The sequence below is a fragment of the Bacillus sp. FSL W8-0116 genome, assembly GCF_038003825.1.
Lineage (GTDB): Bacteria > Bacillota > Bacilli > Bacillales > DSM-4216 > Bacillus_O > Bacillus_O smithii.
On record NZ_JBBOPY010000002.1, the window covers coordinates 69698 to 81884 of the forward strand.

General features: G+C 42.8%; 15 protein-coding genes. 12 read left to right on the top strand and 3 right to left on the bottom strand.

The features are described from left to right. Positions 1-338: 338 nt before the first annotated feature. A complete protein-coding gene (treP, locus tag N1I86_RS16350; protein WP_341097499.1) occupies positions 339-1757 on the bottom strand; it encodes a PTS system trehalose-specific EIIBC component in 1419 nt (472 codons plus the stop codon). Positions 1758-2146: 389 nt separating this feature from the next. Here treP and N1I86_RS16355 point away from each other — a divergent pair, with 389 nt between their 5' ends. The 11 genes from N1I86_RS16355 to csrA all read left to right on the top strand — a co-directional run bounded on the left by N1I86_RS16355 (position 2147) and on the right by csrA (position 10715). Continuing rightward, positions 2147-2995, top strand: a complete 849-nt coding sequence (locus N1I86_RS16355; protein ID WP_327823894.1) for a DegV family protein — start codon at positions 2147-2149, stop codon at positions 2993-2995. A 104-nt stretch (positions 2996-3099) separates the two neighbouring features. Further along, entirely contained in the window at positions 3100-4479 is a 1380-nt protein-coding gene (locus N1I86_RS16360; RefSeq protein WP_004439674.1) for a DEAD/DEAH box helicase, read from the top strand. Further along, positions 4476-5177 (top strand): ComF family protein, encoded by a 702-nt coding sequence (locus N1I86_RS16365; RefSeq protein ID WP_341097503.1) that lies wholly within the window; start codon positions 4476-4478, stop codon positions 5175-5177. Before N1I86_RS16360 ends, N1I86_RS16365 begins: the two co-directional genes overlap by 4 nt. A gap of 106 nt (positions 5178-5283) precedes the next feature. Continuing rightward, positions 5284-5691, top strand: coding sequence for a TIGR03826 family flagellar region protein (locus N1I86_RS16370; RefSeq protein WP_004439679.1), 408 nt, complete (start codon positions 5284-5286; stop codon positions 5689-5691). A 173-nt stretch (positions 5692-5864) separates the two neighbouring features. Then, positions 5865-6128, top strand: a complete 264-nt coding sequence (gene flgM / locus N1I86_RS16375) for a flagellar biosynthesis anti-sigma factor FlgM (RefSeq protein WP_004439681.1) — start codon at positions 5865-5867, stop codon at positions 6126-6128. A gap of 15 nt (positions 6129-6143) precedes the next feature. Beyond that, positions 6144-6620: a flagellar protein FlgN gene (locus tag N1I86_RS16380; protein ID WP_004439684.1), complete on the top strand. Its 477-nt coding sequence runs from the start codon at positions 6144-6146 to the stop codon at positions 6618-6620. A 35-nt stretch (positions 6621-6655) separates the two neighbouring features. After that, positions 6656-8341, top strand: coding sequence for a flagellar hook-associated protein FlgK (gene flgK / locus N1I86_RS16385; protein ID WP_341097544.1), 1686 nt, complete (start codon positions 6656-6658; stop codon positions 8339-8341). A 15-nt stretch (positions 8342-8356) separates the two neighbouring features. After that, positions 8357-9232 carry a flagellar hook-associated protein FlgL gene (flgL, locus tag N1I86_RS16390; RefSeq protein ID WP_048622559.1) on the top strand — a complete coding sequence of 292 codons (876 nt, stop codon included), beginning with the start codon at positions 8357-8359 and terminating at the stop codon, positions 9230-9232. 206 nt (positions 9233-9438) lie between these two features. Beyond that, positions 9439-10029: a DUF6470 family protein gene (locus tag N1I86_RS16395; protein WP_341097509.1), complete on the top strand. Its 591-nt coding sequence runs from the start codon at positions 9439-9441 to the stop codon at positions 10027-10029. 17 nt (positions 10030-10046) lie between these two features. Next, positions 10047-10481: a flagellar assembly protein FliW gene (fliW, locus tag N1I86_RS16400; protein ID WP_004439692.1), complete on the top strand. Its 435-nt coding sequence runs from the start codon at positions 10047-10049 to the stop codon at positions 10479-10481. Positions 10482-10487: 6 nt separating this feature from the next. Further along, positions 10488-10715 carry a carbon storage regulator CsrA gene (gene csrA / locus N1I86_RS16405; RefSeq protein WP_004439695.1) on the top strand — a complete coding sequence of 76 codons (228 nt, stop codon included), beginning with the start codon at positions 10488-10490 and terminating at the stop codon, positions 10713-10715. Positions 10716-11198: 483 nt separating this feature from the next. Here csrA and N1I86_RS16410 read toward each other — a convergent pair whose 3' ends face one another. Next, on the bottom strand, positions 11199-11501 hold the full coding sequence (locus N1I86_RS16410; protein ID WP_004439699.1) for a hypothetical protein: 303 nt from the start codon (positions 11499-11501) through the stop codon (positions 11199-11201). Between the two features lie 174 nt (positions 11502-11675). Between N1I86_RS16410 and N1I86_RS16415 the strand changes: the two genes are divergently transcribed. Next, positions 11676-11957 carry an ADP-ribosylglycohydrolase family protein gene (locus tag N1I86_RS16415; protein WP_341097511.1) on the top strand — a complete coding sequence of 94 codons (282 nt, stop codon included), beginning with the start codon at positions 11676-11678 and terminating at the stop codon, positions 11955-11957. A 67-nt stretch (positions 11958-12024) separates the two neighbouring features. On the opposite strand, the gene N1I86_RS16420 is transcribed toward N1I86_RS16415, so the two are convergent. Beyond that, positions 12025-12165: a ribbon-helix-helix protein, CopG family gene (locus N1I86_RS16420; RefSeq protein ID WP_003352379.1), complete on the bottom strand. Its 141-nt coding sequence runs from the start codon at positions 12163-12165 to the stop codon at positions 12025-12027. Between the last annotated feature and the right edge of the window lie 22 nt (positions 12166-12187).

The following is a 12187-nucleotide window of genomic DNA, read 5'->3' on the forward strand; positions in this document are numbered from 1 at the left end:
CAGCATGATTAAGAATGCTCTTAAGCTAGTAACCATTTTGCTTGATCAAGTGAAAAAATCCATGCAGCAAAATATTAGCTAAAACAGGCATCTATACCATTGAGTTCATTGCAGTAAGATCATCCATATCTCCCAAAAATCAAGTGAAGGGAGAGGGGGAGCGTGGCAGCCGAAATTGAATGCCTGTTGAAGCAGAGCGGCCCCTTATGATGTTCGCTTATGCTGTCACCATAAGGGAAGTTGCTGAAGACATATTTCCATTTGACTAACTAGTCCATTTTCAGTGCTGAAAACAGAGAGGGGTCAAGGCTAAAAGCGTCTGACCCCTAATGTTTCCATTAAATTTCTTCTTTAGAAAATTTACTGAAAATGACGGTGAGAATAAATGGAACTACAAGCACGATTCCGATTCCAAGGAAAAATGTCCCCCAATATTCATGTTTAATGGAAAGGAACCCCGGTAAACCGCCAACTCCGACGGAAAAAGCATTCACTTTGCCGATGGAGAGAATCATACCCGCAATAGCTGATCCAATCAAGGCGCTAATAAATGGGTAGCGATACCGCAAGTTCACACCAAACATCGCTGGTTCAGTAATACCTAAATAAGCGGATAGCGCTGCGGTTCCGGAAAGACCGCGCAGTTTTTGGCTTTTCTTAGCCAGAAACATCATCGCCAACGCAGCTGATCCTTGGGAAATATTGGAAAGGGCGAGGATTGGCCAGAGGAAAGTTCCTCCGGTAGTTCCGATCAACTGCAAGTCAACGGCTAAGAAGGTGTGATGCATTCCCGTTATGACTAGCACTGCGTATAATCCTCCGTAAATCAGTCCGCCTAGCCATGCAAAGTGGTCAAAGATCCATACAATCCCTGACGTAATTTCATTACCAAGCCAGAAGGTGATTGGACCGATGATGATAAATGAGGCGAACCCGGTAATCAGCAAAGCGACCGGTGCCACAACCAGCAACTTTATGGAATCATGAACACGCTTGTTTAAAAATACTTCGATTTTTGCCAGTAAATAGGAAGCAAATAAAATCGGCAATACTTGTCCTTGATAACCGACTTGCTGAACTTTCAATCCGAATAAATCCCAATACTTGATGGCTCCTTTAGCTTTCGCTTCAGCATAGCCCCAGGCATTAAGCAAATCCGGGTGAACAAGCATTAAACCTAGTACGATCCCGAGCAAAGGGCTGCCTCCAAACCGCTTTACGGCTGACCAACCGATTAATGCAGGCAAGAATGTAAATGCCGTATTGGCAATCAGGTTAATCATGCTGGCGATATCGGCCCAATTTTGGTGAACCTCTATAAAGGATTTCCCTTTGTAAAAAATATCTTGTCCTGTTAAAATATTGTTAATCCCCATCAAGAGACCGGCCGTAACGATCGCTGGAAGGATCGGTATAAAAATATCCGCCAATACTTTAATCGCACGTTGAAGCGGATTCATTTTTTGGGCTGCCGCATTTTTTACCTCTTCTTTAGTGGCAGTTCCGATGCCGGTTTCTTGAACGAATACATCGAATACTTTATCTACAATTCCTTGACCAATTACCACTTGAAATTGGCCGTTTGCCGAAAATGAACCTTTTACAAGATCAATATTTTCCAACTTTTTTTTGTCGACTTTCTCTTCATCATTTAAAACGAGACGAAGACGAGTAACGCAGTGAGTGCCAGTGTTGATATTTTCTTTGCCGCCGACCGCTTCGATGATTTGCCGGACCGAGTCGCGATATTCACTCATTTCTTTCCCCTCCGTAATCGCTTACAATAGTGACCAAAATAATAAATTGAAAGAAAGAAAACTGAAAATCTTATGAAATGATTGCTTCACCGGGTGAAGAATTTTAATTTGTATATACAAGATTTACTTTTATTGTATTCATGTATATACAAGGTGTCAAGAAAAATATAAAACGTTTTCATGAACGTTTATTGAAAAAAAGATGAAAACTTTTGGCTTTCTGGTAAAATAAAAACCATAATTACAGTAGTAGAGGGAATGAGTAGGTCAACTGCGGTTCAACTGATAAAACGACAGTCGGAAACGATGGTTTCTAAAAGTAATTTGTCTGATGACATCACAGGATGAAGTTCGTCCGTTCAGCACACAAACTAATAGGAGGTGTTCAAATGAAAACTGCGATTATAACAGATAGTACATCGTATATTCCGGAAACGCTGCGAAAAGAATGGAACATTTATATGATTCCTTTAAATGTGGTGATCGGCGGAGAGTCTTTTAAAGAAGAAATGGACATCACGGCGGAACAGTTTTATGAAGAAGTCCAGAATGAACAGAAGCTTCCCACAACTTCTCAGCCCTCCATCGGTCAGTTTGTAGAGTTGTTTGAAGATTTATCAAAAGAGTATGATGCGGCTATTTGCATCCTTCTTTCCAGCGGGATAAGCGGTACTTATCAAACTTCAGTTGCTGCGGGTAAAATGGTCGACGGACTCGAAGTTTTTTCTTATGATTCCGAAATCAGCTGTGCTGCTCAAGGATTTTATGTAATGGCTGCCAGCCGAATGGCAAGGGAAGGAATGGAGCCCCAAAACATACTGAAGAAACTCGATGAATTGAAAGCTACTCTCCGCGCTTATTTTATGGTGGACGACCTTGACCATTTAAAACGAGGCGGGAGATTGTCGGGTGCTCAAGCGTTTGTGGGAAATTTGCTGCAAGTAAAACCTCTTCTCCACTTTGAAAACAAAGTGATTGTTCCTTTTGAAAAAATCCGTACGAAAAAAAGAGCTTTAAAACGGATCGAACAATTATTTTCCGAAGACTATCAGAAAGGAATTCCGCTTCAAGCTGCTATAATCCATGCCAATCGCCCTCAGGAAGCTTCTGACTGGATGGAAGAATTAAAGAATCAATATCCTGAAACAGAATTCCAGATCAGTTATTTCGGTCCTGTCATCGGCACCCATCTTGGCGAAGGGGCTTTAGGAATGACTTGGGCGAAAAAACTATTCTAGCAAAGCACCATTTTCTATTCGGCTAAAATTGACGGGGGCTGCTGTCTATCTTAGCCCCTTAAGCCGTAAAACGATCTCTTTATACATTTGAATAGAGGTGAAATATGAACCGCTTTTCCTCTTCTGTCCAATCTTTTACATCCGGCCGCCATTTGCTGCTTTCAGAACTTCCCTTTCCTCAAGATTTGATTCAACACCATTTAAACAACGGATATTTGCAATTGGAAGACGGTATTCGCAAAGAAGGCCGATATTATGTTTGCGTCCGCTGCGGAAATCGAGATCCCCAAATGTTTGCCTCATTTCCTTGCGCCCGTTGCCGGAAGTTTTGCCTTTATTGCCGCTGTTGTATAATGATGGGCCGTGTATCAGAATGCACTCCTTTAGTTTCATGGAAAGGACCGCCACATCGTTCCGTTACCAGTCACGATTTGCTTCAGTGGGACGGCCGATTATCCAAGGGACAATTAACGGCAGCTAGGGCTGTTCAAAACGCGGTAGAAGAGAAGGAAGACTTATTAGTCTGGGCTGTTTGCGGAGCAGGGAAAACGGAAATTCTTTTTGACGGTATAAATGCCGCGCTTCAGAAAGGAGACCGTGTCTGCATCGCTGCTCCGCGGACAGATGTTGTTCTTGAACTGTCGCCAAGACTGAAAAAAGTTTTTCCCACGGTCCCTGTTACAGCGTTGTACGGAGGAAGCCCGCAGCGAAATGAATACGGCTCTCTTGTCATATCCACAACTCATCAATTGTATCGATACAAAGAAGCGTTTGACGTTGTAATCGTAGACGAAGTCGATGCCTTCCCTTATTCCTATGATCCCACGTTGCAATATGCGGTGGAAAAATCGCGTAAGCCTTCCTCGGCCATGATCTATTTAACGGCCACTCCCAATGAAAGATGGCAGCGGCAATGCCGGCAAGGAAAAAGAAAATTTGTCTCCATACCCGCCCGTTATCATCGACATCCTCTCCCCGTTCCGAAAATACGCTGGATAGGAAATTGGAAAAAATCCTTTATAAAAGGTCGTATTCCGAAAGAACTGAAAGATTGGACACAAAAACGTTTGACAAAAAACAAGCAAGTTCTTCTTTTCTTCCCCAGCGTTCGTATGATGAACGATGCCCTTCCTTTATTTAAAAAGCTTCATTCCCGAATTGAAGCCGTCCATGCTGAAGACCCCGCCCGCATCGAAAAGGTGGAAGGCATGCGCCGCAAAGAGATCCCTGTTATGTTGACAACAACTATTTTAGAACGAGGGGTTACGTTTCCGAATCTTGATGTAGCTGTAGTAGGAGCAGAAGAGATGATTTTTGATGAAAGCGCACTTGTGCAAATTTCCGGCCGGGTGGGTCGGAGCGCCGATTATCCCGATGGGGAAATCATGTTTTTTCATTACGGGCTTACGAGAGAGATCATCAAAGCTATCCGACATATTGAACGGATGAACCTGGAAGCGAAGAAAAGGGGGTTGATTGATTGAACTGTCTATATTGCGGGAAAGAACAATCTTCTCGATATTCTTGGCTGACGGTGTTCCGATTAAAAGAAGAACCTGCGCTTTGCCTGGATTGCCAAGAACGATTTCAGCGAATCAGTGGGGATTGCTGCTCCATTTGCGGGCGGCCGCTTTCAGAATGGCCCGCAGAATGGACCCGCTCGCATTGCTGCTTGGATTGCGTTCGCTGGGAGGAAGATGAGAACTGGCGGAGCGTTTTAACAAAAAATGTATCGCTGTTTTATTATAATAAAGGTATGAAAGAGTGGCTGGCTCGTTTTAAATATCGGGGGGATTATCATTTAGCGCGCTGTTTTGCTTCAGAAATACGGAATGAGATCCGGCGGATGGCTCCCGACAAGATCGTTCCCATTCCTTTGAGTGAGGAACGTCTGCAGGAGCGGGGGTTTAACCAAGCAAAAGCACTTGTTGAAGAAGCAGGATTTCATGCGGAAGAGCTATTAGGCCGCTTCCATACGGAAAAACAATCGAAAAAGTCACGGATTGAAAGAATTCATTTGCCGGAAGTATTTTATATGATACACCCGGCATCACTTGCCAACGAGACGGTTTTACTCTTGGACGATATTTATACGACCGGCTCTACTTTACGCCATGCGGCCAAAGTGCTGAAAAAACATGGTGCACAAACTGTGCTCGCCTTGACATTGGCAAGAGGATAGGTCCAAATGGACGATAGAAAAATCATTTTGACGGCAAAAAATCTTCATGAGCGGAAATGAAAGACGATATTAAGAAAAAAGGAGATTTAACGGGAGGAAAGAAATAATGGAAGAGATTTCAAACTGCCCCCGCTGCGGGTCGCTGTTTATGAAAACAAGTTTTCGCGACGTTTGTGAAAATTGCTATAAAGAAGAGGAAAATCTTTATGACAAAGTATATAAATTTCTGAGAAAAAGAGAAAATCGGGCCGCCACCATCTCGAGGGTAGTGGAAGCGACGGGAGTGGACGAAGAATTGATTTATAAATGGGTGAGGAAGGGAAGGCTGCAGCCGGCTGTTTTTCCAAACATGGGATATCCGTGCGACAATTGCGGGAAAATTATTACAAAAGGAAAATTATGTTCCGATTGTGCCGATCAATTGCGCCACGATTTAGAGACGTTTGAAAAAGAACAGGAAAGAAAAAAGGAAAGAAATATTACGTACTACTCTTTGAAGGACGATACGAAATAACGGGTATGGAAAACATTCAAGGGTCTGTTTAGAGGGCGGAAAAGAAAAGGATCCTTTGGATAAAAAGATAATGGAAAAAAGGAAAAAGGAACTATGAACGGTTGCTAAACTTTTTCTTAATCAAACCGATATAATGAACATAGGAACAACGGAAAAGAAAAGAGGGATATGGGATGAAGATCCAACCTATCGGCTTATCCGGCGTGAATCTTTATAAAAAGGCTATGAACAAGTTTGATGAGTCCAAGCAACCGGAACATACCCAGAAGGATAAAGTCGAAATTTCCGCTGCAGCTAAAGAAATGCAGGAAGCCTCCCAGCTGACAGCAGATCGGCAAAAAAAAGTAAATGAGCTTAAGCAAAAGATTGAAAGCGGCGAGTATAAGCCTCATCCGGAAGAGATTGCCAAAGGTATACTTCGTTTTTACCGCAGATAGAAAGATGGGATGAAAATGTCTGCTGCTCAAGTTATCACGATAATGGAAAAATTGTGTGCCCTTCATGAGATCCTGTATGAATTGGAGCAGGAAAAAGAAAAGATTGTAAAAGAGAACGATGTAGACGGGCTAAACAATCTGCTTGCCAAGGAACAGAAATATATTGCCGCCATACGGACAATGGAAAAAGAACGGAAAAAAGAGGTGGCAAACTGGCTGGGACGGGAGAATGCAACCATTTCTGACTGCATAGAGAAAGCCGTGGATGAAGAGAAAGAAAAGCTGGTATATCTTCGAGAAAAGCTTATGGACATCGTGGAATTGTTAAAACAACAAAATAAATTGAACCAGCAATTAATCTATCAATCGCTTCAATTTATCACATTCAGTTTAAACTTGCTTCATCCTCAGCCAAAGGATGCAACGTATTCCCATCCTAATCAAAAAATAAAAGATAGGCAAGGGCGCTCTCTTTTCGATTCAAAAGCTTAATGGAAGCAAGGATGAAAGAAACGGAGGAATATTTTATGACTTCCACTTTTCATGGTTTAGAAGTCGCCAAGCGGGGGATGATGGCTCAACAGACAGCTTTATATACAACGAGCCAAAATATCGCCAATGCCAATACCCCGGGCTATTCCCGCCAGCGCGTCAATTTTGTTCAAACAGAGCCTTACCCGGCTGCTTCAATGAACAGACCTCAAATTCCGGGGCAAATGGGGACAGGAGTAGAGGCTGGTTCCATTGAACGCGTTCGCGAACAGTTTTTAGATGTACAATACCGCAACGAAAATAACAAACTGGGATATTGGGATTCACGATCGACAGCTTTGAGCCGGTTGGAAGACGTGTTTGCCGAGCCAAGCGATACGGATGGTTTGTCGGCTGTGATGAATGAGTTTTGGCAATCTTTGCAAGATTTGAGCGTCAATCCGGAAAACGAAGGAGCACGTTCTGTCGTCCTTCAACGGGCACAAGGAGTTGTCGATACGTTTCATTATTTATCCAACTCCATAAGCGACATTCAAGGAGACTTAGGCAACCAAATCAGCGTCGGCATTAAAGATGTCAATTCGATCTTGAAGCAAATTGCCGAACTGAACCAACAGATCGGAGAAGTGGAACCAAACGGCTATTTGCCGAACGACTTGTATGATGAGCGTGACCGTCTTGTCGATCAACTGTCAAGCTATTTAAACGTAAAAGTGGAAAAAATGCCGTCCGGAGGCAATGCTCTGGATATTGCCGAAGGACAGTATAAAATTACGCTTTTGGATGCGAATGGAAACTCAATTGCAACGCTTGTTGATGGCAGTCAATTCAATCAGCTGGGATTTTCAACCGAAGACGGGAAATATACGAGCGTAGTGTCGGGCCCGATTAAAAATATTGAGGTTTATACAACACCAAATGACCCGTCGCAAACAGAAAGCGATCCTGTTGTCGGGAATGAAGTGGCCTCCATTGATTTCTACACAAGCGGAAATGTTAATTTTTCACAAGGCAAGCTGCGGGGATTAATGGAATCATATGGCTATCTAACATCAACTGATGCGGATGGAAATCCTATAGTAGCCGGCATTTATCCGGAAATGCAGGATAAATTAGATCAGCTCGCCTATACATTTGGAACGTTATTCAATACAGTGCAGAAACTTGGTTTTGATTTGGAAGGAAATCCAGCTAGCAAAGACTTTTTTACCAATTTAAGTACCATTGAAAATGCGGCAAGCAATATTCAATTAAATAGTGATCTTCAAACAAAAGATATTGCCGCTTCTTCTAACGGGTTGCCAGGAGATGGGAAAAATGCGATTAATTTGGGGAATATTTTTTCGATGGATCTCTCTAAAGATATTACGCTTGAAGGGGTTAAAAATAGCGACGGCACTCCGGTAATTTTATCGGTTGGGAAAGACCCAGGAGACATTGATGTTCCTATAACGACAAGTACGATTAACTCCTATTATGAAGGAATCATTGGCGGTCTTGGCGTCGCCTCTCAACAGGCGCAGCGGCTATCCAATAACAGCAATTCGCTGGTTCAGTCAGCCGATGAAAGAAGACAGTCTGTCAGCTCCGTGTCATTGGATGAAGAAATGACGAATCTCATAAAATTTCAGCATGCCTATAATGCTGCTGCCCGCAATATTACGGTTATGGATGAAATGCTTGATAAAGTCATCAACGGAATGGGCGTTGTAGGACGGTAGGGAAGGTGAAAAAATATGCGTGTAACTCAGTCTATGCTTTCCAATAATATGCTTCGCAATCTAAGCTCCAGCTATGAGCGGCTGTCGAAATATCAGGATCAAATTTCCACAGGTAAAAAGGTCAATCGTCCGTCCGATGACCCGGTGGTGGTCATGAAAGGGATTTCTTATCGCGCGGACCTTTCAGAAGTGCAGCAATATAAACGGAATTTTTCCGAAGCGTACAATTGGATAGAAAACTCGGATGCGGCTTTAGACAATGCGGGACAAGCCTTGCAAAGAATCCGCGAACTTGTAGTTGAAGCCAGCAATGATACGTATGATGCTTCTCAAAGACAGGCCATTTCAGCGGAAATTAAACAACTTCGCGACCATTTGGCGGAGGTTGCAAATACGAAATTTGGAGATAAATATTTGTTTAACGGGGCGAATACGACCAAAAAGCCGGTAGATCTGCAGAATGGAAATTATCCGAGTGAGTCCCAGCCGACCGAGCCGGTTGAAATCGAACTTTCGAAAGGGATTTATTTGCCGGTAAACGTACCGGGAGAAAAAGTATTTGGGGAACAGTTGTTTTCGGATTTAAAGGCGCTTACTGATGATTTGGATCAAGGAAAGAACCCTGCTAGTTATTTGGATCAAATCGACCAACATATTGATGCGATCAATAATGCCCGTGCGGACCTCGGGGCTCGGCAAAACCGACTCGAAATGATGGAATCGCGTGTAGATAACCAAGAGGTCATTGCCACAAAAGTTCTTTCAGACAATGAGGATGTGGACTACGAGAAAGCCATTACGGATTTAACGGCTCAGGAAAGCGTTCACCGCGCGGCATTAGCTGTAGGTGCTAGAGTTCTTCAGCCGACTTTAATGGACTTTTTGACGTAAACGGCTGGGTGTTGGGTCTGACTCCTGTTCGAGTTGGACCTTTTTTGTAAAGAATTTATCAACTATCATCCATAAGATGCTTGGATATAGATTTGCGAAGCGTTTAATTTGCTAATCCGGTTCTTCTTTTTACAAGAGGCAGGAAGAACGGCGAGAGGATCACCCCTTTGAAAAAGCCTAACGGGTTCATCACGAGGTGAAATGAAGTGGAATTTCCGCAAATTCGAATTCAGTCGCAAAAAGCACAAATTGCAATTGCCACGACTCCTCCTAAACAAACCATTGAACAGCCTCCTTCCCAGCTGGATCTGAAGCAGGCGAAAGCTGAACTTCACATTGAACGGATAAGAGGTGGTTTAACCATTGATCAAACGAAGGCATGGGAATCGATGGATTTGAAGCCCATTTCAAAACGAATTGAGGAAGCTGCCGAAAGCGGGTACCAAGATTGGCTTGAAGGGATTGCAAGACGTGCGGAAGATGGACGTGAACTGATGGAAATTGAACATAAAGGCAATCCGCTGGCCGAACAAGCGAAGCGCAACAGTGAGCCCCCTGAGCACCAATTTAACATCGGTTTTATTCCGCCTTATTTCAGTGTAAAACTTCATTATGAACCTGATCGATTAAAAATCGATTGGGATTTGCATAAGGCAGAAAATCATACAAAAGCGCAAAAACCGATCATAGATTATCGACCTGGAAATGTTTCCGTCCAGATGGCCCGGTATCCGGCGCTGAAAATTGATTTTGTCCATTTAAAATACAAAGGAATCCACTATGAACAAGAAATTTAGTATAAAGGAAGAGGGCAATGATTATTGAAACGAAGTATCATGGCAAAATGGAAGTGCAAAAAGCCGATATTTGGCGATTTGACAAAGGAATTCCGGGCTTTTTGGAGGAAAAGGAATTCGTCTTGCTGCCGCTTCCAGACAATGAAGTATATTGGATTCTTCAATCGGTTCAAACGCCTGAGCTAGCGTTTGTAGTTTCCGATCCATTTGTCTTTTTTAGCAATTATCAATTTGCACTTGATGATTTGACGTTGGATCAATTGGATCTCAAAAAGAAAGAAGAAGTCCTGGTGCTGGTCATTTTAACGGTGAAAGAGCCGTTTCAAAACACGACGGCTAATCTTCAAGCTCCTCTTGTTTTGAATAAGACGAACCGAAAGGGAAAACAAGTCATTTTAAATGACGGAAAATACAATGTGCGAACCCCCCTATTTGCGCTCCAGAGAGGTTGAATCAAGATGCTGGTACTGACAAGAAAAAAGGGCGAGACGATCCAAATTGGTGATGATATAGAAATCACGGTCTTGGCCGTCAAAGGAGATCAAGTGAAAATCGGAATCCAAGCGCCGAAACATGTCGATATCCACAGAAAAGAAGTCTATTTGGAAATTCAAGCGGAAAACGCCAAAGCTTCGCAAGGCCTTGCCGATCTATTTTCCATCATTACCCCGCCGAAAAACGAATAAATCAAAATAGTGTATTTTTCTTTTATGCTTTTCTGGTTTTCCAGGAGGAGCAAATGCAGATTTGCGCTGGCAGCGACCTTTGCAAAAACGGAAATACATTTATTGGCTATAAACCCGAGTGTTTTGACGCAGAAACGAATTTGTTTTTCTTCAAAAGACTCTTTAACTTAAAACAAAACCAACCGTTTCTCTGAGTAAACCGAAATGAATGGGAGCATCTTCACAGTATTCTGGGTAGATATATGTAATGATTCACATTTAAAAGTAGACGGTTCATAGGCAAATTTGGATTGCCGTTATCACTTGTTTTGAAGCAAAAGATAGTCTCTCGATCCGTTTTTAACCTTGTTTCTCTTAATAAAAGGAGTAAGATAGCGGATCAGGCTTTCGAGGATTACTCGATAACCTGATCGCGCAAAATGGATGCCATCCAATTATTAAACGACGGTTGAAACGTTTTGGTTGAAATCTTTCATTCTACTGCTACCATCCGCCTCCGCCATGTCCTCCGTATCCGCCATGTCCACCATATCCGCCATGTCCGCCGTACCATCCGCCTCCGTAATGATGGTGCGGATGATAATGATGATAAGGGTAATGATGTCCATATCCATGATGAAATCCGTAATGTCCATAGTGACCATGTCCAGGATAATATCCGCCGTGTCCGTATCCATGACCATAAGGAGACCCTACTCCGGGATAGCCGCCATAGGGATCTACTCGTTCTTCCTCATAAAGATTTTCGGCCAAGTAACCATTCATTTCATTGTTGATAAAAGACATACCTTTTCCTCCTTAGAATTTTGTTATAATTTTGTAAGCTCAATCAATCATATGCAAATGCGGATAGAAATGCTGGGCGATTATCTTGCAAACAAAAGAAATAGGCGTTTTACCTACTTAAAAATAAAGGGAATTTTATTGGATAGACGGCATGTTGCATGGGGGGGATTAACAGTGCTTGACCAAATTCGAGGAGGATTGTTTGGAGCGGCAGTTGGCGATGCGCTCGGAGCGACTACCGAATGTATGAATAAAGAAGAAATTCAAGAAAAGTACGGGAAAATCAAAACGATTATCGGAGGCGGCTGGCTGGCACTAGATCCGGGGGAGGTAACGGATGATACGGACATGATGATCGCCGTTGCCAACGGAATCACCCAAAGTCCGGAAAACCCGATTCCGGCTATTGGAGAGGAGTTTTTAACGTCTTTCCGAAAGAAGTCTCCCATCCTCTAGGAATGTGAAGGTGCGAATAGCACCAATGAGTAGGTGGGAGATGAATTTCGGTTGGCTTTAGCCAAAGTTATTTTTCCAATCCCTTTCTCAACAATTCTAAGATTGCGGCTGTTCTAGTTGGAATCCCATTTTCTTTTTGATATTGCTCCAATTTTTCTAATATCGTCTTAGGCATACGAATTTCTACACGTTCTTTCTCTTCTCTCATGATTATCACCTCATATTGATTG

What these genes read in the sequence shown, in the direction of transcription:
- treP (WP_341097499.1), bottom strand. Translation starts at nt 1,757, where the DNA reads ATGAGTGAATATCGCGACTCGGTCCGGCAAATCATCGAAGCGGTCGGC.
- N1I86_RS16355 (WP_327823894.1), top strand. Translation starts at nt 2,147, where the DNA reads ATGAAAACTGCGATTATAACAGATAGTACATCGTATATTCCGGAAACG.
- N1I86_RS16360 (WP_004439674.1), top strand. Translation starts at nt 3,100, where the DNA reads ATGAACCGCTTTTCCTCTTCTGTCCAATCTTTTACATCCGGCCGCCAT.
- N1I86_RS16370 (WP_004439679.1), top strand. Translation starts at nt 5,284, where the DNA reads ATGGAAGAGATTTCAAACTGCCCCCGCTGCGGGTCGCTGTTTATGAAA.
- flgM (WP_004439681.1), top strand. Translation starts at nt 5,865, where the DNA reads ATGAAGATCCAACCTATCGGCTTATCCGGCGTGAATCTTTATAAAAAG.
- N1I86_RS16380 (WP_004439684.1), top strand. Translation starts at nt 6,144, where the DNA reads ATGTCTGCTGCTCAAGTTATCACGATAATGGAAAAATTGTGTGCCCTT.
- flgK (WP_341097544.1), top strand. Translation starts at nt 6,656, where the DNA reads ATGACTTCCACTTTTCATGGTTTAGAAGTCGCCAAGCGGGGGATGATG.
- flgL (WP_048622559.1), top strand. Translation starts at nt 8,357, where the DNA reads ATGCGTGTAACTCAGTCTATGCTTTCCAATAATATGCTTCGCAATCTA.
- fliW (WP_004439692.1), top strand. Translation starts at nt 10,047, where the DNA reads ATGATTATTGAAACGAAGTATCATGGCAAAATGGAAGTGCAAAAAGCC.
- csrA (WP_004439695.1), top strand. Translation starts at nt 10,488, where the DNA reads ATGCTGGTACTGACAAGAAAAAAGGGCGAGACGATCCAAATTGGTGAT.
- N1I86_RS16410 (WP_004439699.1), bottom strand. Translation starts at nt 11,501, where the DNA reads ATGTCTTTTATCAACAATGAAATGAATGGTTACTTGGCCGAAAATCTT.
- N1I86_RS16420 (WP_003352379.1), bottom strand. Translation starts at nt 12,165, where the DNA reads ATGAGAGAAGAGAAAGAACGTGTAGAAATTCGTATGCCTAAGACGATA.